The sequence below is a fragment of the Kitasatospora sp. MAA19 genome, assembly GCF_029894125.1.
In the GTDB taxonomy this organism is placed as follows: Bacteria; Actinomycetota; Actinomycetes; order Streptomycetales; family Streptomycetaceae; genus Kitasatospora.
The window spans coordinates 1-21,071 of the sequence record NZ_JARXYZ010000021.1 but is presented as its reverse complement, the minus strand read 5'-3'; the positions used below and the strand labels follow the sequence as shown (position 1 = coordinate 21,071).

Below are 21,071 nucleotides of genomic sequence, written 5' to 3'. Positions count from 1 at the left end.
CGCACCCCCGTGGCGGCCGCCCGGCGGGCTCACGGCAGGAACGCGACCTCGGGGAACCGGGGTGACGGCCCGTCGAGGAGGTTCCCGCGGCGGTGGCGCAGGTGGAGGTCGAAGAAGGCTGCCGGGTAGGCCTGCTGGATGAGCACGCCGCGGGCCGGGTCGAGGGTGCCGACCATCTGCTGGACCTGCTGGTCGCTGATCCCGAGCAGCTTCGCCGCCTGCGGGATCAGCGTCATGTTGTCGCCGTACGAGGAGTGAACGGCGCCGTCGGCCTGGATGGTGCGCCGCCAGCCGCGCAGGTGGGTCCAGAACTCGGCGGCCGCCGGGTCCTGGGCCCGGGTGAAGGCGGCGGTCATCATCAGGAACGGCCGGTCCAGGTCGGTGGTGATGGCCGGCCGGCACTGCATCGGGCCGTCGAGGCTCAGTCCGGCGCGGACCCGGGGGTCGGCGACCATGGCGAGGGCGGTGGCGGTGCCGCCCTTCGACCAGCCGAACATGCCGATGTCGAGCGGGTCCAGGGCGCCGAGCAGGCCGTCGGGGAGGGCCTGGCCGTCGACGTCGGGGTTGCGCCCGGCAGCGAGGTCCTGGACGCGGTCGAGTATGAAGAGCAGGTCGGCGGCGTAGTCGTGCGGGGAGAGGATGTGGTCGCGGTCCACGTCGGCCCGGGTGACGACGCGGCCGTCGGGGAACTGGGTGACGCCGTCGTAGGTGTGGTCGACGGTGACCACGACGTAGCCGCGGCTGGCGAGTTCCTGGACGACGATCGTGTGGTCGCCCCGGTGGCTGCCCGCACCGTGCGAGTAGACGACGACGGGCAGGCGGTGGCCGAAGCGGTGGACGGGCGCGCTCAGGTGGCCCGAGGTGAGCGGGGCGAGGGAGAGCGGGAGCGGGAAGCCGGCGTCGTCCAGGAAGGCGCGCAGGGCGCCGTCGGCCATCCAGGGGGCGAGCGGGCGGTCATCGGCGTTCCGGGCGGGGTACCAGACGCTCGCCATCAGCTCGCGGTAGTGGCCGGCGCCGGCGATCGGGTCCGGGCGGGAGGTGTCGCGCAGGTGCAGGGCGACGGTGCCGACCGGGTGCGGACCGGTGGGTTCGGGCAGGGTGAGCCGCCCGGGGGCGGGAGCGGTGCCTCCGTCCCCGGCGGAGGGTGCGGTCGGCGCCGCCGCCCGGGCGGTGGTGGCCAGGCCGAGCGGGGTGGCGACGCCCAAGGCCAGTGCGGAGCCCAGCATGTGACGACGGCTCAGTCCGGCGGACGGGGTGGTGAACGTGGTGGTGTCCATGCCCGGAACGGTGTCACGCACCGTCAGTCGGACACATCGGCCCACCGATTGATCTCCCGGTCGCGCGCATTGGCCCAGGGGTTTACATCCCCGGGATGATGCCGTCGCCGCGCCAGGCGACGGCGTCGTGCAGCCGGCCGGCCTGGACGGTGGACTTCATCGGGTTGTCATCGGTCGCTGTCACTGTCGTCCTGTGACCTTGGCCGACCGCGTACCGCATCGGAGCGCGGACGCGTGGGCCAACTGCGTGGGGAGGATCGAATGCGAGCACGAAGGATCGCGGCCGCGTCAGCCGGACTTCTGCTGACGGTCGGGCTGACAGCGGCACAGGGGGCCACGGCACAGGGGGCCACCACACGCGTGGCTGCTCCGTGCGAGGGCACCTACACGATCGTTGTCGGGGGCACCGGCAGCTCGTGGAACAACGACGGCTTCTACGGCAACATCCAGCAGCACGTCGGCTATCCCACCCAGATTCCCAACGGTGCGAGCACGCGGGCAGGCGTCAACGAGCTGAACCGGCTGGTCCGCGACCAGCGCGCCGCGTGCCCCGGCCAGCACGTCAAGATGGCCGGGTACTCCCTGGGGGCCGGGGTGGTGCACGTCTGGGTCACCGAGAACTGGCAGACCTTCGACAACGTCAACGCCATCCTCGTCGCGGACCCCAAGCGCCAGGGCCCTCCCGGTGCCAATGGCGGAGCGGTGCCGTTCGGCGGCATCATCGGCGCTCCGCTCGCCGGTGCCGACAGGTTCTTCGGCAACGTGCCCGTCAAGACGATCTGCCACTGGGACTACGTCTGCGACGAGTCCGCCGGTATCTGGACCTACCCGAACAACCACGTCAAGAACTACCCCGAAGACTTCAACATGGATCACCACAACGACAGTGCCAACGAGCAGTGGTACAACGGCGCCTGGTACCCCTGGTAACCACGGAACGCCGGTCGGCCGAGTCCGTGGCCGAACCCCTTCACCACCTGTCAGTGGCCGGGACCATCCGGCCACCGACAGGTGGTGATCTGTTTGCGCCGCTCGGGATGACGTGTGATCGCGGTCTCTTCATCGGGGTGTCGTCGGCCCTCCCTCATGTGACCGCGTTCAACGTGCGGGCACGCCGGAACTCCGACCATGGTCTCCGGCGTGCCCCGACGGCTGTCGGCCCGGTCACCGGGTGGCTCCGGTGAGGCCGAGGCCGGCTTCGTCCCCGCGCAGAATCATCTGGTGCGTCCGCCGCAGCATCCGACTCGGAGGAACCCCCAGGTCGTCGGCCAGACGGCGGCGGGCGCGGTCGAACACGGCCAAGGCGTCCGCCTGTCGGCCGCTGCGGTACAGCGCACGCATCAGCAGCGCGGCCACCAGCTCGTTCAGGGGGTGCTCCGCGGACAGGGCGAACAACTCGGCGATCGCCTCGGAGTACTGGCCCAGCCGCAGCTGCCATTCCACCTTCCGTTGTGCGACGGCGATCCTGCGCTCGGCGAGCCGCAGCCGCTCCAGCTCGGCGAGCGGGCCGGGCAGGCCGGCCAGGAGCTCCCCGCGAAACAGGTCCAGCGCCTGGGAACAGAGGCGGACCGCCTCGGTCGGGTCGCCCGCCCGATGGGCCGTCCCGGCGTCGGCGACCAGGTTCTCCATGCGCGCCAGGTCCACTTCGGCCGCGCCGGAGACCAGCCGGTAGCCACACCGGTCGTGCTCGATCACCGAGTCCGGGCTGTCCCCGATGCGCAGGATCTTGCGCAGCCGGTAGATGTGGACCGGCACCACGTTCGTGACCGGCTGCTCCAACCCCCATGCCCCGTCGAGCAGTTCCTGCTGGCTGACGGTGCGCCCCCCGCGCAGCGCCAGCACCGCCAGTACGGCCTGCTGGCGCAGATGCCCCAGGTCCAGGGACCGCCCGTCCTGCCATGCCCGCAGCGGTCCGAGCACGGAGATCTGCACCTTCGGTCCGGCCGCTCGGTCGGCGGCGCTGCGCGGCACCGGGCTCGCCACCTGCGTACGGGGGCCGCAGCCGGGGGCGACCAGTCCGCAGTCGAAGGCGTGGACGATGGCGGCGGCCCGGTCGCGCAGCCCGAGTTTCACGAGGATTCGCGCGAGGTGTCCGGCCACGGCGTCCTCGGAGACGGCAAGGGCGGCGGCGATCTCGTCGTCCCGCAGGCCGCAGCCGACCGCGTGGAGCACCTTGCGCTCTTGATGCCCGAGCACGGCGACGCTCGGCCGGCTGGTGGTGGCGGTCGTCGGCATCGCTGCTCCCTGTGCTCTGGGCCGGCCGGTCTGGCGGACGCCGTCGACAAGGTAGTGAGGGGAGCGCCGGGCAGGGAATCCGGAACGATCCGGAGTAGCACGCGCGACGGTCCCCGATGGACCGGCGCGCGCCTGTGAGCAACACCCGGTACGACGCTGTGATCCTCGCCCCCGGACGGTCCACTGACTCCGGTCCACCCGGGAGTTCCCCGTGCCGGTCAGGGGCAGCGGAGGAGGGTGGGGCGGTCCTTGGTGCGGACGGCGGGGAGCCAGGCGGTGGTGGGGCCGGGGAGGTGGATGCGGTACCAGACGGTGGAGGTGAGGTCTTCCTCGTTGATGACGGGCAGGCCGGTGGGGAGTTGGCAGTCGGCGTCGAGGGTGTCGTTGTTCCAGACGCGCGTGGGGATGACGTTCTCGGCGGTGTAGGGACGCAGGGGGTCGACGGCGAGACCGAGGCTGCACCGGGGATCGCGGTCGGTGCGGTCCTGGCAGCCGCGTTCGGCGTTGAAGACCCGGATGCGGGCGGGGTGTGCGGCCGGGTCGGGGCGCGGCCAGAGGGCGGTGGCGGTGACGGCGGCCGTGGCGCAGGCGGCGAGGGCGAGCAGGGCGGTGCGCGGCCGTGGCCGGCGTGGGCGGCGGCCGGACTGGTGGGCGCGGATCCGGGCGAGCAGGCTTTCGGCGGTGTGCGGGGCGCGGGCGGCGTGGGTGGGGGCGAGGCAGTCGGCGGCGAGGGCGCGCCAGAACGGGGGGACGGCGGGGGCCAGGCGCAGGGCGGCGCGGCCTTCGGCGTACTGCTGGGCGGCGGCGTTGCGGGCGGTGGGGGTGGCGCCGGGGAAGGGCGGGACGCCGGCGGCGAACACCTCGTGGATCACGATGCCGAGCGCCCAGATGTCGGCGGTGGTGCGGATCTTGACGCCGTGTTCGCCGAGCGGTGCCTTCCAGCGCTCCGGCGGGAGGTAGTCGGGGGTGCCCATGGGCGCGCAGTGGCCGTGGGTGCCGGTGAGTTCGATGGCGAGGCCGAAGTCGGAGAGGCGGACCTCGCCGTCCCGGCCGATGAGGACGTTCTCGGGTTTGAGGTCGGTGTGGACCCAGCCGGAGCGGTGCAGGTGGGCCAGGCCCTCGCAGATGCCGGCGATGATCCGGGCGCCCCGGGCCTCGTCGACGCCGGTGGCGAGCAGGTCGCGCAGGGTGCACCGGGCGCGCTCCATGACCAGGACGATCGAGCCGTCGAGCGCGGGGCGGTCGGGGGCGGCCAGGGTGAGGGTGTCGAGCAGGCGGACCAGCCGGGGGTGCGGGGCGGTGCGGGCCAACTCGGCTTCACGGTGGGCGGCTTCGGCGACCTGGCGGGCCTGGCGGGGGGCGAGTCCGGCGGTCGGCAGCACCTTGAGGGCGATCGTGTCGTCCACCCCGTCGGCGCCGTCCGAACCAGCAGTGCCCTCGGCCCGGCGGGCGGCGTAGACGGTCGCCCAACCGCCCTCGCCGATGGGCCCGGTGACGGTCCACTCGCCGACCCGGTGGCCGGGCGGCAGCAGCTCCTCGCCGTCCCCACAGAAGGCCAGATCGTGCACCATCGGAGCCTCTCCCTATCGTCCGGGCTCGGCGGCTTCGGGGCGCGGCAGGAGCGCGAGGTGCTCCTCGCGGACGATGCCGAACTTCAGGGCGATTCCGACGACGGCCTCGCGTTTGCCGTTGCGGCGGTCCGCGCGGCCCGCGTCGCCGGGCATGTCGATACGGAGTTTCTCGTCGGCGAGGTAGTCGAGGTGCGAGCTGACCGCGCGGGCGGTGAGCCGGGCGCAGGCGGGGTGGCCACGCAGCCGCGCGACCACCTGGGGGGTGGTGGGCACGGCGGCGGGGGAGCGGTCGCGCAGCCACGGTTCACAGAGCGCGACCAGGACCAGGAAGTAGGTGGCGGTCTCGTCCAGCGAGTACGCCGTCATGGTGCGGCTCTCCCAGGAGCCGGCGCCGCGGGCGTGCGGGTCCAGGTAGACGTGGTCGGGTGCGAACACCTGGAAGGACAGCGGCGTTTCACGCCGCGAGGGCAGCACCACCCGGGAGAACTCGAACGGGATCGGTGCGCCGATCCGCCGCGGCGGCACCCGCAGGTACTCGCCGGCACCCTCCGGGTTCTCCACCAGGTAGGCGTGGGTGCTGCTGAGGTTGCTCAACTGCCAGTGGTCGTCGGTCGCGTGGATCTCGCCGGCGAGCCGGGAGACCGTCTCGTCGCCGAGTCGGAGCTCCACCGGCGTGCCGGCGGAGCCGCGGCCGAAGCGCGCCCGCTCTCCCGGGCCGAGCCGCAAGGTCACCGCGTCCTCGCCGTTCCCCTCCGGCAGGTGGACGAGAATCCCGCTCACCGTTCCTCCGTCCCGCGCACCGCTCCCCCGTTTCGCGTGCCGACCGTTGCCAGACGGACGAACGCTACCTCTTTGCGCATGACGATAAACCGTACGGTGGCGCAGGCCACTTGACGGGGAAACCGGGGCGCGGTCGCGCGGGGCGTGCCGGCAGTGGGAGCCGATGCGCCGTCAACAGGGGCCGAAGCAGGGGGTGCGGGACCACGCGGTACCGGCCCGGTCCTTCAGCGGCGATGGCCGGCTCGGGCACCGTGGTCGGTGGTCGCGTGGATGGCGTGGCGACGCGCCGGAGTTCACTCGAACGAGTGATTGTTACTCTGCGCACATTGTCGGACACTCAACGTATTCGGGGAGTTCGTGGGAGCTCTCCCGGGGCGAGGGGAGTCGTCATGACTGCAGCCGAATCTTCCAGCACCGAGGTGCCGCGGATCGCGAACAGTTCGCAGGCCGCCGAACGGGACCAGAGCCTCGCGGCGATCGGCGGCAACGTCGGCGCCGTGTGGCGGGGTTGGTGGACGTGGACCCCGGGGAACGGGACGTTCAACCTCCAGATCGCCTGGAACGCCATCGGGATCGACTCGACGGTCGTCATCACGGCCTCCGAGATCGACGGCAACGGGAACCGGTTCGTCGGCGCGGCGCCCTTCCAGGTGTCGAGCATCGCCCCCGGCAACGGCGTGGTGACGTTCAAGATCAACATCGGCTGGAGCAGCCCGCTGCGGATGCGCACCGACGTCCTGGTCCTCAACTGAGCACCGCTCTCCGGTCGCACCGGCCGGGGACCGCGCCGGTCCGGTGACGATCGGCAGGGCCCGCCCCGTGGCGGCTCCGGGTTCGCCCGAGCCGCCACGGGGCGCCCGTCTTCCCCGCAGAAACCCTCCCGCCGCAGAGCCCGGTCGAGCGCAACTGCCCGTCCGGGACGGCCCCTAGGGCGTGGGCAGGGTGGCGAGCCCGGAGTGCGCCGTGTCAACCCCGCAGCACCTGACTGAATGTCACAGTCCGATCCTCATGTTGTCCTGACGATTGTGACGCCACGCCTGCCACCGAAAGCCGTCGGCCGACCGTCCTCTGGTGTGTCCACGCAGTCAGCACACACCGCCACCGAGGAGCCACCATGTCCGTCCGCCGTCGTCGCCCGCTGCTCGTCTCCGCCGTCCTCGTGGCCGGGGCGGGGCTCGCATTGACCGCCTGCGGGCCCGACAACGCCGACTCGGCCGGCGGCACGACGGCCGCCTCGCCCGCCACGGTGGCCGCCGCGCCGTCGCGGGCGGGCAGCCCGACCGCCGGTGCTTCCGCAGCGGGCGCGCCGGCCACGGGAGCGGCATCGCCCACCGCTCCGCACGCGGCGCGTACGCCGTCCGGCGCGAGCCCGTCGAGCAGCGCCCGGCCCGACGGCGGGAGTGCCGCGGCCGGCGCCCACCCGTGCGACATCGGCAACCTCTCGATCCACGTGACGGCACGCGCCGGGGCACCCAGCCAGCGGGTGATCGAGGTGCACAACACCGGTGCGACCGCCTGCAGTCTGAGCTCCACCCCGGGGGTCGACCTGGGCAACTCCACCGCCCGCGACCAGAGCAACAACATCAAGCCGATACTCGCCAGCGGCACCTTGCGGTTCCCCGTCCCGGCGGGCCAGAGCGCCTACGCCGTGATCGACCTCGACCCGAGCGGCGCCACCACCGGCACCGCCCCCGGCATCAACGAGCTCAACGTGCTGGTCGACGACGAGGGCACCAACATGCCCCTCGCGAACACCCGGAACTTCCCGCTCAACGGCGACGCGCGGGTCCTGAACCCCCAGATGGGCATCTACCGGGCCAGCGTGGCGGAAGCGGTCGCCTCCATGGCGGCCGCCGGCAAGTAGCCCCGCCGGCCGCCGAACTCCGGGCGGGCACGGGGCCGATCACCCTCGTCCCGCAGAGCCCGGCCACGGCGGCCATCGCGGACGAGAACGGGCAGCAGGTCGCGAGCGCGTCCTGGACCCGGGATCCGTCGGACAGCGCCCTGCGCGACGAGGACCCCGACGAGCGGACGAGCGGGGAGTAGGCGCCCCATGTGGCTCGTGCTCTGTGACCCCGGCGACCTCGCGGGGATGTGGGCGTACGCGGGGCTGCGGCGGCGCGGACTGGCCCCGCTGGAACTGCTCTCCCCCGGGGACCTGCTCTTCTCGGCACGGTCGGTGCACCGCGTCGACGAGTCCGGCGCGAGCTTCGAGGTCGACCTGCCGGACGGGCGCGTCCTGGCCAGCCGCGACGTCGACGGCGTGCTCAACCGGGCGGGCTACGCCCGGGTCGGGGCGCTCGCGTTCGCCACCGAGGCCGACGCCGGCTACGCGCGGGAGGAGTTGGGCGCGCTCCTGCTCAGCCTGCTCGGGTGCCTCGCCCCGGTCGCGGTCAACCGCCCCTGTGCGACCGGACTTTCGGGCGCGTGGCGGCCGCCCGCGGAGTGGACCGTGCTCGCGGCTCGGGCGGGGCTGCCGGCGGCGCCGGTGCGACTGTCGAACCGCTCGGAACGGGAGCCGCCACCGCCGGGGCCCGACGAAGGCCGCGTGCTGGTGCTCGGCGAGCAGGTCTTCGGTGCGCGGGTTCCGGACGAGTACGCGCAGGCGTGCGTCCGGCTCGCGCGGCTCGCCGGGACCGACCTGCTGGGGATCGACCTGCGTCGCGACGGCGGCCACCGGACGGTCTTCGGGGGAGCGGACCCGATGCCCGACCTCCGCCTCGGCGGTGACGCGTTCCTGGACCGCCTGCTCGACCGCCTCACCGCGCTGCCGGCGGCCTTCCGGTGATCACCGTCTGCGGCATCGCGAGCGAGTCGCCGATCGCCCGGGTCACCGCCGAACTCGACGGCCTCGCACTGCCCTACACCGTCCTCCACCAACGACGCTTCGCGGACCTGCCGTTCGAGATCGAGGTCAGCGGCACCGGGATCCGGGGTCGGCTGGGCCTGAACGGCCGATCCGTCGACTGCGCCGAGGTGACCGGCATCTACTCCCGGCTGATGGACTGGCGCCGCCTGCCCGAACTGCGCGACGCGGGCGGGGACGTCGAGCGGCACTGCCGGTCCTGGCACGCGGCCCTGAGCATGTGGATCGACCTCGCCCCGGGGTGCGTGATGAACCGGGCGGAGGCGATGGCGTCGAACCTGTCCAAGCCCTATCAGGCGCAGCTCATCCGGGAGGCCGGATTCCGGGTGCCGGAGACCCTGGTCACCAACGACCCCGAGCTCGTCCACGAGTTCCGGGCGCGCCACGGCGAACTGGTCTACGAGTCGATCAGCTGCCTGCGCTCCATCGTCCAGCCCCTCGACGCCGCCGCGATCGACCGGCTGCCGCTCATCCGCGCCTGCCCGGTGCAGTTCCAGCGGTACGTCAAGGGCGCCGACATCCGGGTGCACACCGTCCCCGGCGAGGTGTTCGCCACCCGGATCGAGACCGACCGCGTCGACTACCGCTACGCCCACCGCGACGGCGGCCGGGCCGACCTCTCCCCGTGGCAGCTGCCCGACGACCTGGCCGAGCGCTGCCTGCTCCTGGCCGAACGGCTCGGGCTGGCCCTCGCCGGCATCGACCTGTTGCTGGCCGACGACGGCGAGGTCTACTGCTTCGAGGTCAACCCCAGCCCGGCCTTCAGCTACTTCGAGTCCTGCACGGGCCAGCCGATCGCCCGCGCCATCGCCCTCTCCCTCGCCCGTCGCTGAGCCCGTCGCTGAGCCCGAGCCGCGTCACCGCGCGGCGCTCGGCTGCGTGTTTGCCCGTCCATGGATGTTCATTTCTGCTTATTTTGACTGACCTATTGTCAACTGTGAGCAGCAGAGCGTAGAAACGCTCTCGGCTGTCCGGACCGGCCGCTCCATCCGAGGCTCAACCGACACTATGAGGTTGCCCATGGCTCCCCCCATCGCCCGGCGACTGCGTGCTGCTCTCGCCGGCACCTGCGCGCTCGCCACCGCGTCCGCAGGACTGCTAGTGACGGCCCCCACCGCCACCGCCGCCCCTGCCCCAGCCGTCGCCTCCAGCGCGGGCTCGGCCGGCGCGGCGGCCCAGTACCCGAACTACGCCCCGACGCCGCCCATGGGCTGGAACGACTGGTCCTACTACCAGTGCGGCATCGACGAGAAGGTGATCCTCGACAACGCCCGCGCGCTGGTCAGCAGCGGTCTGGCCGCCAAGGGCTACGACACCGTCACCACCGACGACTGCTGGATGGCCCACAGCCGCGACGCCTCCGGCACACTGGTCTCCGACCCCGTCAAGTTCCCGCACGGCATGGACTACGTCGGCGCCCAGATCCACGCGCTCGGGCTGAAGTTCGGGATCTACGAGGACGCCGGCACCGCCACCTGCGGCGGCTACCCCGGCTCCCTGAACCACTGGCAGCAGGACGCCGACCTCTTCGCCGCCTGGGGCGTGGACTACGTGAAACTCGACGGCTGCAACGTGCCCGACATCGCGGGACAGACCAGCGAGCAGACCTACCACGACGCCTACGCGGCGATGAGCCGGGCGATGCTGAACACCGGCCGCCCGATGGTCTACTCGGTGTCCGCCCCGGCCTACTTCGAGGGCGGGGCCGACTGGCGCACCGTCATCGGCTGGTCGGCGCAGGTCGGCAACCTGTGGCGCGAGGGCGCGGACACCGCGCTCGGCCAGGAGAGCGGCGCGGCGAAGTGGAACGCGATCACCTACAACTACGGCTACAACGTCGGCCTGGCCGACCTGCAGAGCCCCGGGCGCTGGAACGACCCCGACTTCCTGCTCGCCGGTGACGCGGGCCTGACCCGTGACGAGATCCAGAGCCAGATGTCGCTGTGGTCGGTGATGGCGGCGCCGCTGATCTCCAGCACCGACCTGAGCCACCTGTCCGCCGACGCGCTGGCGGTGCTCGGCAACGCGGACGTGATCGCCGTGGACCAGGATGCGCTGGGCGTCCAGGGCCGCATCGTCCAGCAGGGCAGCGGCTACCACGTCCTGTCCCGGCCGCTGGCCAACGGCGACCGGGCCGTGGCGCTGTTCAACTCCTCCGACTCCGCGCAGACGATCACCACCACGGCCGCCGCCGCGGGCCTGGCCCACGCCTCCTCGTACCGGCTCCAGGACCTGGTGACCAAGAACGTCACCCAGAGCACCGGCACCATCTCCGCCGACGTCCCGCCGCACGCCACGGTGCTGTACCGGGTCCGCGCCGGAGGCACCGACCAGGTGCAGCCCGCCACCGCGATCACCTGGAAGGACGTCAGCACTCCCGCTGCACCCGGCACCTACCAGGTCAGCCTCACCGACCTCGGTTCCACCGGCCTGTCCGACACCCGGCTGTCCGTGACGGCGCCCCAGGGCTGGCGGGTCTCTCCCGCGAGCGCGGACCTGAAGCGGGTGCGTCCCGGCGCCAGTGCCTCGGCCACCGTCACCGTGACCGCGCCCAAGGCCGCGCCCGGCACCACCGTCTCCACGATCACCGCCACCGCCACCTACCGCGCGGGCGCGGCCGGCGCCGGATCGGTCAGCGGCCCGCTGACGCTCACCACCACCGTCCCCTACCCCGGCCTCGCGGCAGCCTTCAACAACGTCGGCGTGACGAAGGAGAGCGACCCCGCCCCGGGCGACTTCGACTCCACCGGTGACAGTTACTCCGCCGACGCGCTGGCCAAGGTCGGGGTGAGCCCCGGATCCACCGTCACCGCCAACGGCCTGAGCTTCACCTGGCCCGCCTCGGCGCCCGGCACCCCCGACAACGTGAGCGCCTCGGGTCAGGCCGTCACCCTCACCGGCCAGGGCAGCGCACTGGCCTTCCTCGGCGCGGAGACCGGCGCGACCTCCGGGCCCGTCACCGTGACCTACACCGACGGAACCACCTCCACGGACACCCTGGGTTTCCCCAACTGGTGCTGCACCCCCGACAACGCGTACGGCGCGCAGACCGCGATCACCACCGACCACCGCAACACCCCGGGCGGACCGGCCAACTACGGCATCAGCTACAAGGTGTTCTCCAACACCGTCCCGCTGACCCCGGGCAAGAGCGTGCAGAGCGTCACGCTGCCCAACGCACCGGCGATCCACCTCTTCGCGCTCTCCTTCAAGCCCTGACATCCCGCCAGCGGCCGGCCCGGCCGGGCCGGCCGCGCTCGTCGGCTGATCGCCACCGTCCGCCGCTGGTCGGCCTCCCCCTGATCGGGTCCGGCGGTCCGGGGCGGGGGCCGGCCCTCGGGCCCGCCGTTTCTACGGCTCGCTCGGCTTCACCGCGAGCCACGACGGATTCAAACTGTCGCTGTGATCGCGTGACGCAACAGCGGCCGCACGGGTTCCTCGGGTGTGACCGAGGAGTGGGCCCGTGCGGCCTGGCCCTGTCCCGCCTTCACGGGCGCCTCGCGTGCACATCTCGGCGTTCTGACGGAGGAGTCGGCCGATCCGTGGCAGGCCCGGTGCGAGTCGGCCTTGCACCGGCGGCGGGGCGGGAAGCGTCGGCGCGCCGCCGGGGCCGGCCGGATGGGGTTGGCGGGGTTGCAGGTTCACGTGTTCGGCCGTTGCCTGGTTGGCGTAGTTCTGACGGCGTCCCGGCGGTGTCGGTCCTGGTCCGTCCGGTCCACCCCCGACTCGGCGGCTGCGGTGGAGGGGGCTGGTTCAGGAGAGCCAGTCGGTGTAGTGGGTGGGGGCGATGCGGGCATCGGTCGGGGCGGTGAGGACGTCGCCGTGGGCGGTGGCGAACATGCCGGCGGTGTCATCGGTGACGACCCGGCGTCCGTCGCCCTTGGCGGTCAGGGTGAGCCGGCCGAGTTCGTCGAGGGGGTAGACGTCGGGACCCGCGATGTTGACGACGCCGTTCAGCGGGCTGCCTGCGGCGACTTCGGCGACCGCGCCGGCCACATCCGAGGCGGCGATCGGCTGGATCGGCGTGCGCGGCAGGCGGATGGTGTCGCCGTCGGCGGTCATGGACAGGGTCGCGTCCATGAACTCCATGAACTGCGTGGCGCGGACGATGGAGTACGGGATCGGTCCGGCCTTGAGGATCTCCTCCTGAAGCACCTTCGCCCGGTAGTAGTCCAGATCGGGCACCTGGTCCACGCCGACGATCGAGAGGATGACGAAGTGCCCGACCCCGCCCTTCCGGCTCGCGGCGAGCAGGTTGTCCATCGAGGTCCGGAAGAAGGCGGGCGAGGCGTCGTCGAAGGTCGGGGAATTCGTCAGGTTGACGACGACGTCGGCGCCCGCCACGGCCGCCTCCAGCCCCCGGCCCGTGATGATGTCCACGCCCGTGGACAGGGAGTGCGGTACGGCCTGGTGCCCGGCAGCGTTCAGGTTCTTCACGACCCGTGACCCGATCAGCCCGGTTCCGCCGATGACTGCGACCTTCATGGCATGCACCTTCTTTCGACGACTGGTGTCCAATATGTGCCTTGCAGCGCTATCCCTCTTGTAGTGCCAACCCTCGACGAACGTGACCGTCTCGGCGAGCGGTGCCCGGCCCGTACGGGATCCAGCACCGCCGGCGGCGTGGTTCGGTCGGTTGCCCCGAGCGGCTCTGCGTGGTGTTCCGGCTCCCGGCTCCGGGGCGTCCGGCCACGGAGCCCGCGCAGGAATCCGTTTGGCGGACCACGGCGACCACTGCTACGTTTCCGGAGGCCGTGCGAGAGAACGAGGAGGTGGTACCCGTGAACGCAGTATCGACATGGGTGCTCCCCTCCGGGGTCACGGTCGGGCGATAGGTCGTCCGGGAGCGCCGTTCCAGAGCCCTCCCGAAAGGCACGACCATGCAGTTCACTTCCGAGCAGCGCCTCGATGACGGCGTTCTCGAACGCGAATTCACCCTCGGCGAGATCCCGGGCACCCTGTGGACGCCTGGATCCGCACCGGCTCCGCTGATCCTGATGGCCCACAACAACGGCCTGCCCAAGGGGGAACCCCGGCTGGTCGCCCGGGCCCGGCACTGCGCGGCGAACGGCTACGCGGTGGCCGCCATCGACGCCCCCGGGGGCGGTGACCGGCCCCGTTCCGCCGCCGCCGAGCAGGCCCGTGCGGACCTCCGCCGGGCGATGCAGGCCGGCGAGCCGGTCGACGAGATCTTCGAGTCCTTCATCGGCCCGCTGGTCGAGAAGGCGGTCCCGGAATGGCGGACCACCCTGGACGCCCTCCTTTCGCTGCCCGAGATCGGCGGCCCGGTGGGGTACTCGGGGTGGACCGCCGTCGGCGTTCGGCTGGCCGTGGTCGAGCCGCGCATCGCGGCCGCCGGCTTCTTCGCCGGGGGTTACGTGCCCCGTGCCCAGCGCGAGGAGGCCCGGCAGGTCACCATTCCGCTGCTGTTCCTGCTGCAGTGGGACGACGAAGGGAACCCCCGGCAGCGAGCCCTGGACCTGTTCGACGCCTTCGGCAGCAAGGAGAAGACGCTGCACGCCAACATGGGCGGGCACGTCGGCACCCCGTGGTTCGAGCTGGAGGACGGGGGCCGCTTCTACGACCGGCACCTGAAGTGAGGCCGGGCCGTCAGGCCGTCAGCAGACGGTAGGTGATGCCGGCCAGGATGCTGCCCGTCGAGGACAGGTCCCGGCCCTCCGCAGCCCTTCACACCGCGGGCCCCTGCCACTCGGCAGGGGCCCGCCCTGCCCGACGCCATGAACTGTTCGATTGCTGCCGAGCTTCGAGTGCAGCCCGGGAAGCGGATGGACACCGAGACGCCGAGAGCAGGGCCCCCGGCGTGCGCCGGGGGCTCCGCGAGTGGAGGTCCTGTCAGGACTCGTGGTCGTACGCCGCAGTGACGGGCGCGTGGTCGCTCCAGCGTTCGGCGTGGGTGGCGGCGCGCTCGACGTAGGCTTCGACGGCCTGGCCCCCCACCGACGCCCCGGCCCTGAACGTCACCCGCAGCCGCCTGGGACGCCTCACCCGCCAAGGCTTCCTCACCCAGCCCAGCCGAGGCCGCTACCAGAAACGGACTTAACGCCCTCTCAGGCGCCCCGAAGACGTGCTCAAGTTCCGTCGCATCCCGTGGACGAAGCCACCGCTCCGCTTCCGCAGCTACCGCCGTGGCGACAGCTACCAGTGCGGGCGAGTCGAGGCGCCACTGCTGCCGGTGGAGCGGAACCTCAGCCGTGTGCGGCCCGGGTTCCTTGGGTCCGCGGTCATCCTGATGGTAGGTCGGCCGAACTTGGGCTGGGTGGCCAGACGTCCGGGGCGAGCACACCTGTGATGTACGCGCAGGCCACCAGGGCGGTGCGGTTGGGGACGTGCCAGCGGCGGGTCAGGCTGGTCAGGTGGTAGTTGACGCCGGCGGCGGTCAGGCCGACCTCCCCGGCGATCTGGGCCGTGGTGGCACCCCGGGCCGCCGCGGCGAGGATGCGTGCTTCGATCGGGCTGACCCGCTCGGGTGGACGGGCGGTCGGCGCGGCGGTCGATCGTTCCAGGACGCGCAGCCAGAGCAGCAGTTTCGGTCCCTCGTCCGGCAGGTCGCTGACCGGCTCGATGGTCAGCTCGCCCTGGCGTTCGGCGCCGTCGGCGGCGGTCCACAGCACCTCGATCGGGTACTGGGAGCGGCGGTGCAGCCGGACGGCCTCCACCACCGGGCGCAGTGGCCTGTTGCCCTGCGGCCGGAGCAGATCCAGGATCTTGCGTCCGCTCAATTGCCCGGGCAGTACGCCCAGTTCGGTGCCCATTGCCCGATTGACGACCATGATGTGTCCGGCCGCCTCGCACACCGCGATCGGCAGCGGCAGGTGGTCGAACAACTGCAGGAACCGGTTGCGCCAGAGGATCGCGAGCTCGCGCGGGTCGTCCGGGAGCGCCGCCCTGGGTGTCAGATCGTGATCCACAACGCACTCCGCTCCGTGGCGCATGCCACATCTGACGTCGTGAAGGCAAGATCGCAGCCGCTGCCGATACTAGACAATCTTATAGTTCGGCGGGTCGGAGAGCCGCCCTGGGAGGCCCAGAGTGGAGAGCGGCCGCCGACGGATCCACCCGTCCGTGCGGCACCGGCGATTCACTACTGCGGAAGGCAACCCGCGTCATGACCGAGACACTGCTACCCCCGCATGCCGTCAGCACCGACGGCCCAATCCCCGTGGTGGACCTCTCCGAGGCCGGCCCGGCCGCCATGTCGACGCTGCGCGCCATGGAGCTGGCCCGGCAGTACGGGCCGGCCTTCGTCCTGCGCGTGCACGGGATCGACGTCCTGATGGTCAGCAGCCTGGACCTGGTCACCGAGCTGGCGGATGAGGAGCGGTTCGCCAAGGCGGTGGGGCTGGGCCAGCAGAACGTTCGGGAGTTCACCGGGGACGGCCTGTTCACCGCCTACAACCACGAGCCCAACTGGCGCAAGGCCCACGACATCCTGATGCCGGCCTTCGCCCTCGGCTCGATGCGCACCTACCACCCGGTGATGCTGCGGGTCGCCCGCCGCCTGATCGAGTCCTGGGACCGCCAGGCAGCCGCCGGTGAGGCCGTGGACGTGTCCGGCGACATGACCCGAATGACCCTGGACACCATCGGACTGGCCGGGTTCGGCTTCGACTTCGGCTCCTTCGAGCGCGCCGAGCCGCACCCGTTCGTCGAGGCCATGGTGCGCTGCCTGGAATGGGCGATGACCCGGATGGTCCGGATCCCCGGCGTCGACTACTCCGAGCGGGACGAGGCGTTCCGGGCCGACGCCGACTATCTCGCCTCGGTGGTCGACGAGGTGATCGCCGCCCGGACCAAGGGGGAGGGGCGGGGCCGGGCCGAGGGGGAGGGGCGGGGCCGGGCCGAGGACCTGCTTGGTCTGATGCTCGAAGCCACCCACCCGGTGGACGACACCACGCTGGACGCGGAGAACATCCGCAAGCAGGTGATCACCTTCCTGATCGCCGGCCATGAGACCACCTCCGGCATGCTCGCCTTCGCCCTGTACCACCTGGCCAAGCACCCGGCCGCGCTCCGGCTGCTCCAGCAGGAGGTGGACGGGCTGTGGGGCGACCAGGCCGATCCGGAACCGTCGTACGAGGACATCGGCCGCCTGCGCTACACCCGCCAGGTGCTCCTCGAGTCGCTGCGCCTGTGGCCGACCGCTCCGGGGTTCAACCGGGGGGCCCACGAAGACACCCTGCTCGGCGGCCGGATCCCGCTGCGCGCCGGACAGCCCGTGATGGTGGTGACCCCGATGCTGCACCGCGACCCGGTCTGGGGCGACAACCCGGAACTGTTCGACCCCGCCCGGTTCGACCCGGAGGTCGAAGCGGCCCGCTCCCTGCATGCCTTCAAGCCCTTCGGCACCGGCGAACGCGCCTGCATCGGACGGCAGTTCGCCCTGCACGAGGCCACCATGCTGCTCGCCATGCTGGCCCACCGCTACCGGCTGATCGACCACACCGACTACCAGCTCAGCATCAAGCAGACCCTCACCATCAAGCCCGACGACTTCACCCTCACCCTGGCCCGACGCACGCCCGTGGTACGCCCTCTCACAAGCGCCCAGGCCGGACCGACCGACGGCGCGCTGCCCGCCCGGGTCCGCCAGGGCACCGGACTGCTGCTCCTGCACGGCTCCAACTACGGCACCTGCCGAGAGTTCACCCGGCAACTCGCCGACGCGGCCACCGAACTCGGCTGCGACACCGCCGTCGCCCCGCTCGACGCGCACACGGGCACGCTGCCCACCGACCGGACCGTGGTGATCACCGCGGCCTCGTACAACGGCCAGCCCACCGACGACGCGGCGGACTTCGTCCGGTGGCTGGAGACCGCGAGCGAGGGCGCCACGGACGGGGTGAGCTACGCGGTGCTCGGCGTCGGCGACCGCAACTGGGCCGCCACCTACCAGCGCATCCCCACCCTGATCGACGAGCGGTTGGCCGCCCTCGGCGGCACCCGGCTGCTGGAGCGGGCCGAGGCGGACGCCTCCGGCGACCTGGCGGGCACGGTGAAGGCGTTCACCGCCGCGCTGCGCACCGTCCTGCTGGAGCGCCACGGCGAGCCGGGCAGCACCGCCGCCGTACCCGAGGCCGAAGGGTACCGGGTCACCGAGATCACCGGCGGCCCGCTGGACGCGCTGGCGGCCCGGCACGGCATGACCGCGATGACCGTCAGCTCGGTCGACAGCCTGACCGACCCGGCCTACCCGAGGGTCAAGCGCCTGGTCCGGCTGGCGCTGCCGGACGGCCAGACCTACCGCACCGCCGACCACCTCACCGTGCTCCCCGCCAACGACCCCGTTCTGGTCGCACGCGCCGCCCGGGTGCTGGGCGTCGACCCGGGCACCGTGCTCAACATCGTCGCGCCCCGCAGTACCGGCCTGGCCGTCGACCGGCCGCTCACCGTACGGGAGTTGCTCACCCACCACGTCGAGCTGCAGGACCGCCCGACCGCCGACCAGCTGGCCGCCCTGGCCGAGCTCAACCCCTGTCCGCCCGAGCGGGCCGCGCTGCGGGCCGTCCCCGCCGACGATCCCCGGACACTGCTCGACCTCATCGAGGACCACCCCGCCCTGCGCGAGACGCTGACCTGGCCCGTGCTTCTGGAACTGCTGCCCCCGATCCGGCCGCGCCACTACTCGGTGTCATCCTCGCCGGCCACCGCCCCGCGCCGGATCGACCTGATGGTCTCGCTGCTCGAGGCTCCCGCCCGCTCGGGCCGGGGCACGTACCGGGGTACCGGCTCCGGCCACCTCGGGCGGATCCGGCCCGGCGACACCGTCTTCGCCCGGATCCAGCCGTGCCGCGAGGCGTCCCGGATCGACCACCGCACCCCGGTGATCATGATTGCCGCCGGCACCGGTCTGGCCCCGTTCCGGGGCGCCATCGCGGACCGCCGCGCACTGCTCGCCTCCGGCGCGGAACTGGCCCCCGCCCTGTGCTACTTCGGCTGCGACCGCCCGGACGCCGACTACCTGCACGCGGACGAGCTGCGCGCCGCCGAGCTGACGGGGGCGGTCTCGATGCGCCCGGTGTTCAGCGAGGTCCCGGTGAACGGGCTGCGCTTCGTGCAGCACCGGATCGCGGCCGAGGGCGCGGAGCTGTGGCAGCTGCTGCAGGCCGGGGCCGAGGTGTACGTCTGCGGGGACGGCGCACGGATGGCACCCGGCGTGCGCGGTGCCTTCCAGGCACTCTACCTGGACCACACGCCTGCCACGGACGAGGCTGCCGCTGGGAAGTGGCTTCAAGAACTGGTCCGGCAGGGCAAGTACGTCGAGGACGTTTACGCCGGCTGACGGCCGATGCTCAGGGGTTCGAGGACAGAGCCCCGGGTCCCTGAAACCGGGTGCCCTGGCCGGGTCGGCCAGGGCACCCGCATGCATGGTCGGGCCAAGCCCTTATCGCCGGCGAACTGCCCGACGAGTAGGTACGGGTCGGTCGCAAGGCGACACTGGGGCACCATCTCCGCAGGTTCAGAGGGCGGCTCCGCTCCATAGATGCCTGCTGATCACGGTTTGGGCCAGCCGCTCGGGACAAGCTCGGCCCAACATGCTGACTTGATAGGGAAGCACATGCCCCCAGCCTGCCACCTGACGACGTCACACTGTGTCAGCAGGCCAGTGGCGCGCGGCGGTGGGTCACAGCTACTCTTCCAGCCGGACGGCCTCCTCCAGGCAGTCCCGTGCTCCTTGTAGATCGCCGTCCATCTGCCGAAACAGCGCCGTGGACGGGGGTCAGTACCAGGAGCTGAGGGGTGGGATGGCTTCGCGGATGAGCGTGACTGTTTGTGTCGGGGTGAGTCGGCCGTGGTCGGAGCCGAAGTCCGGGTCGCGGATGAAGATCCAGGACCGGTACTGCCAGGGCTTGAGCGCGTCCTGGCGCAACCAGCGGCGCACCGTGGACGCGGAGATGCTGTCGGTGATCTGGTGCGCGGTCAGCTCTGCGGCCAGCTCAGGGCAAGACCAGCGCGACAACGGGACCCCGGTCTCGGCCGGGAGCTGGCAGGCCAGGGCCTTGGCCTCGGCGACCTGCACGGGGGTGAAACGTGCCGGGCGCCCCGAGCGCCTGCGGTCGGCCAGGGCTGGCAGCCGGCCGTCGGCGAAGCGGTTGCGCCAAGTCCGTACGGTGTCCAGATGCAGGCCCGTCTCGCGGGCGATGTGCGCATTGGGGCGCCCGCGGGCTGTGTGCAGCACGATCGCGGCCCGCTGCCGGACCTGGTACGCGGTCTTGTGGCCGTAGGCCGCCTTCTTCAACCGCTCACGTTCAGCGTTGGTCAGGACGATCGGACGGGCGAGGGCAACAGGCATGGCAAGCAGGCCGATCGGGAGAAGTGGATCACCGGGACCGCAGTCTGCCGTGCCCGTGCCGGGACTCGTCGGACAGGATGACCGTCATACCCACGCCCCCGGATGCCACAAGGCCACCGTCCTATTGTTGACTGATGCGCGCACACCATATTGACCGCCCAGCCGATCTCGACGTCGTCCGTGAGTCCTATGACCAGGTGGCCGACAACTACGCCCACATGGTGGTGACGACGGGCATGGGTGACATCCGTCGCCATCCCTGGCTCAAGGCGTCGATCGACGCCTTCGCCGACAGCGTGGGCGAGCTCGGGCCCGTCCTCGACGTCGGTTGCGGCCCCGGCACGGTGACCGGTTACCTCGCCGAACGCGGGCTCGACGTATCCGGGGTGGACCTCTCTCCCCGCATGATCGAGAACGCGCGCCGTCTTCATCCGCAATGCCGCTTCAGCGTCGCCTCCGCCACCGAGCTCGACCTCGGTGAAGCCTCCCTCGGCGGCGTGCTCGGGTGGTGGTCACTGTTCAACCTCCCCCGCGATGTCCTTCCACAGGTCCTCGCCCATTTCGCGCACGCCCTGAAGCCGGGCGGGCACTTCATCGCCGCCACACACGTCGGTGACGAGGATGTGGTGCGCACCGAGGCCTACGGAGGAGTGCCCGTTCGTTGGACCACGCACAAGTGGCGGCCGGAACAGCTCGTGGACCTGATCGAGCAGGCCGGACTACACCCGGTCGCCGAACTCCGGCTCCCTGCGGATGAGCAGACCGGGCCGGGCGTGGTCGTCATGGCCAAGCGCCCCGTCTGAGGACCCCAGGCCCCCGAGGCGGCACGCCCTGGACTGCGTCTGCTCCCTCTACCTCGCAGCCCCCGACATCTGACTAGCTCCACCCGACGCCGCCTCCGGAGTCAACCCCCGAAGGACTTCCGGAGGCGACCACTACTGACTTCGGCGCTTCGGGGTGATTGGCCTGTTCGTGTAGCTGACTGACGGTCATCTGCGCGCTATGCCGTTGGTATGCGCTATGCGGATGAG

General features: G+C 71.9%; 16 protein-coding genes and 1 pseudogene. 9 read left to right on the top strand and 8 right to left on the bottom strand.

Features of this window, described 5'->3' with window-relative positions:
- Positions 1-29: 29 nt before the first annotated feature.
- Positions 30-1,277, bottom strand: coding sequence for an acetylhydrolase (locus P3T27_RS27230; protein WP_280683058.1), 1,248 nt, complete (start codon positions 1,275-1,277; stop codon positions 30-32).
- A gap of 261 nt (positions 1,278-1,538) precedes the next feature.
- Here P3T27_RS27230 and P3T27_RS27225 point away from each other — a divergent pair, with 261 nt between their 5' ends.
- A complete protein-coding gene (locus P3T27_RS27225) occupies positions 1,539-2,207 on the top strand; it encodes a cutinase family protein (RefSeq protein WP_280683057.1) in 669 nt (222 codons plus the stop codon).
- 234 nt (positions 2,208-2,441) lie between these two features.
- On the opposite strand, the gene P3T27_RS27220 is transcribed toward P3T27_RS27225, so the two are convergent.
- The 3 genes from P3T27_RS27220 to P3T27_RS27210 form a co-directional block, all read right to left on the bottom strand.
- The gene (locus P3T27_RS27220; protein ID WP_280683056.1) at positions 2,442-3,512 is read right to left on the bottom strand and encodes a BTAD domain-containing putative transcriptional regulator; all 1,071 of its coding nucleotides are present in this window, start codon (positions 3,510-3,512) and stop codon (positions 2,442-2,444) included.
- Positions 3,513-3,730: 218 nt separating this feature from the next.
- A complete protein-coding gene (locus P3T27_RS27215; RefSeq protein WP_280683054.1) occupies positions 3,731-5,083 on the bottom strand; it encodes a serine/threonine-protein kinase in 1,353 nt (450 codons plus the stop codon).
- Between the two features lie 12 nt (positions 5,084-5,095).
- On the bottom strand, positions 5,096-5,863 hold the full coding sequence (locus tag P3T27_RS27210; protein ID WP_280683052.1) for a serine/threonine protein kinase: 768 nt from the start codon (positions 5,861-5,863) through the stop codon (positions 5,096-5,098).
- 389 nt (positions 5,864-6,252) lie between these two features.
- Between P3T27_RS27210 and P3T27_RS27205 the strand changes: the two genes are divergently transcribed.
- The 5 genes from P3T27_RS27205 (at position 6,253) to P3T27_RS27185 (ending at position 11,948) form a co-directional block, all read left to right on the top strand.
- Entirely contained in the window at positions 6,253-6,615 is a 363-nt protein-coding gene (locus P3T27_RS27205; protein WP_280683051.1) for a hypothetical protein, read from the top strand.
- Positions 6,616-6,977: 362 nt separating this feature from the next.
- Positions 6,978-7,727 carry a DUF4232 domain-containing protein gene (locus tag P3T27_RS27200; RefSeq protein WP_280683050.1) on the top strand — a complete coding sequence of 250 codons (750 nt, stop codon included), beginning with the start codon at positions 6,978-6,980 and terminating at the stop codon, positions 7,725-7,727.
- Between the two features lie 189 nt (positions 7,728-7,916).
- Positions 7,917-8,651, top strand: coding sequence for a hypothetical protein (locus tag P3T27_RS27195; protein ID WP_280683048.1), 735 nt, complete (start codon positions 7,917-7,919; stop codon positions 8,649-8,651).
- A complete protein-coding gene (locus P3T27_RS27190; protein ID WP_280683045.1) occupies positions 8,648-9,562 on the top strand; it encodes a glutathione synthase in 915 nt (304 codons plus the stop codon). Before P3T27_RS27195 ends, P3T27_RS27190 begins: the two co-directional genes overlap by 4 nt.
- Positions 9,563-9,749: 187 nt before the next feature.
- Positions 9,750-11,948, top strand: a complete 2,199-nt coding sequence (locus tag P3T27_RS27185) for an NEW3 domain-containing protein (RefSeq protein WP_280683043.1) — start codon at positions 9,750-9,752, stop codon at positions 11,946-11,948.
- Positions 11,949-12,482: 534 nt separating this feature from the next.
- On the opposite strand, the gene P3T27_RS27180 is transcribed toward P3T27_RS27185, so the two are convergent.
- Positions 12,483-13,214: an SDR family oxidoreductase gene (locus P3T27_RS27180; RefSeq protein WP_280683041.1), complete on the bottom strand. Its 732-nt coding sequence runs from the start codon at positions 13,212-13,214 to the stop codon at positions 12,483-12,485.
- Positions 13,215-13,609: 395 nt separating this feature from the next.
- On the opposite strand from P3T27_RS27180, the gene P3T27_RS27175 reads away from it, so the two are divergent.
- Entirely contained in the window at positions 13,610-14,329 is a 720-nt protein-coding gene (locus tag P3T27_RS27175; protein ID WP_280683039.1) for an alpha/beta hydrolase, read from the top strand.
- 253 nt (positions 14,330-14,582) lie between these two features.
- On the opposite strand, the pseudogene P3T27_RS27170 reads toward P3T27_RS27175, so the two are convergent.
- Together P3T27_RS27170 and P3T27_RS27165 are read right to left on the bottom strand one after the other, a co-directional pair.
- Positions 14,583-14,687 (bottom strand): annotated as a pseudogene (locus tag P3T27_RS27170) (exodeoxyribonuclease III); the annotation flags it as partial.
- 284 nt (positions 14,688-14,971) lie between these two features.
- A complete protein-coding gene (locus tag P3T27_RS27165; protein ID WP_280683037.1) occupies positions 14,972-15,658 on the bottom strand; it encodes a PAS domain-containing protein in 687 nt (228 codons plus the stop codon).
- 197 nt (positions 15,659-15,855) lie between these two features.
- Between P3T27_RS27165 and P3T27_RS27160 the strand changes: the two genes are divergently transcribed.
- On the top strand, positions 15,856-19,029 hold the full coding sequence (locus P3T27_RS27160; protein WP_280683035.1) for a cytochrome P450: 3,174 nt from the start codon (positions 15,856-15,858) through the stop codon (positions 19,027-19,029).
- 438 nt (positions 19,030-19,467) lie between these two features.
- Here the strand turns inward: P3T27_RS27160 and P3T27_RS27155 are convergent, their stop codons facing one another.
- Entirely contained in the window at positions 19,468-20,040 is a 573-nt protein-coding gene (locus tag P3T27_RS27155; RefSeq protein WP_280683033.1) for a helix-turn-helix domain-containing protein, read from the bottom strand.
- 134 nt (positions 20,041-20,174) lie between these two features.
- Here P3T27_RS27155 and P3T27_RS27150 point away from each other — a divergent pair, with 134 nt between their 5' ends.
- Entirely contained in the window at positions 20,175-20,843 is a 669-nt protein-coding gene (locus P3T27_RS27150; RefSeq protein WP_280683031.1) for a class I SAM-dependent methyltransferase, read from the top strand.
- Positions 20,844-21,071 lie beyond the last annotated feature (228 nt).

Coding starts and splice junctions, on each gene's coding strand:
- P3T27_RS27195 (WP_280683048.1), top strand. CDS start 7,917: ATGTGGCTCGTGCTCTGTGACCCCGGCGACCTCGCGGGGATGTGGGCG.
- P3T27_RS27175 (WP_280683039.1), top strand. CDS start 13,610: ATGCAGTTCACTTCCGAGCAGCGCCTCGATGACGGCGTTCTCGAACGC.
- P3T27_RS27180 (WP_280683041.1), bottom strand. CDS start 13,214: ATGAAGGTCGCAGTCATCGGCGGAACCGGGCTGATCGGGTCACGGGTC.
- P3T27_RS27225 (WP_280683057.1), top strand. CDS start 1,539: ATGCGAGCACGAAGGATCGCGGCCGCGTCAGCCGGACTTCTGCTGACG.
- P3T27_RS27160 (WP_280683035.1), top strand. CDS start 15,856: ATGACCGAGACACTGCTACCCCCGCATGCCGTCAGCACCGACGGCCCA.
- P3T27_RS27185 (WP_280683043.1), top strand. CDS start 9,750: ATGGCTCCCCCCATCGCCCGGCGACTGCGTGCTGCTCTCGCCGGCACC.
- P3T27_RS27150 (WP_280683031.1), top strand. CDS start 20,175: ATGCGCGCACACCATATTGACCGCCCAGCCGATCTCGACGTCGTCCGT.
- P3T27_RS27220 (WP_280683056.1), bottom strand. CDS start 3,512: ATGCCGACGACCGCCACCACCAGCCGGCCGAGCGTCGCCGTGCTCGGG.
- P3T27_RS27215 (WP_280683054.1), bottom strand. CDS start 5,083: ATGGTGCACGATCTGGCCTTCTGTGGGGACGGCGAGGAGCTGCTGCCG.
- P3T27_RS27200 (WP_280683050.1), top strand. CDS start 6,978: ATGTCCGTCCGCCGTCGTCGCCCGCTGCTCGTCTCCGCCGTCCTCGTG.
- P3T27_RS27230 (WP_280683058.1), bottom strand. CDS start 1,277: ATGGACACCACCACGTTCACCACCCCGTCCGCCGGACTGAGCCGTCGT.
- P3T27_RS27205 (WP_280683051.1), top strand. CDS start 6,253: ATGACTGCAGCCGAATCTTCCAGCACCGAGGTGCCGCGGATCGCGAAC.
- P3T27_RS27155 (WP_280683033.1), bottom strand. CDS start 20,040: ATGCCTGTTGCCCTCGCCCGTCCGATCGTCCTGACCAACGCTGAACGT.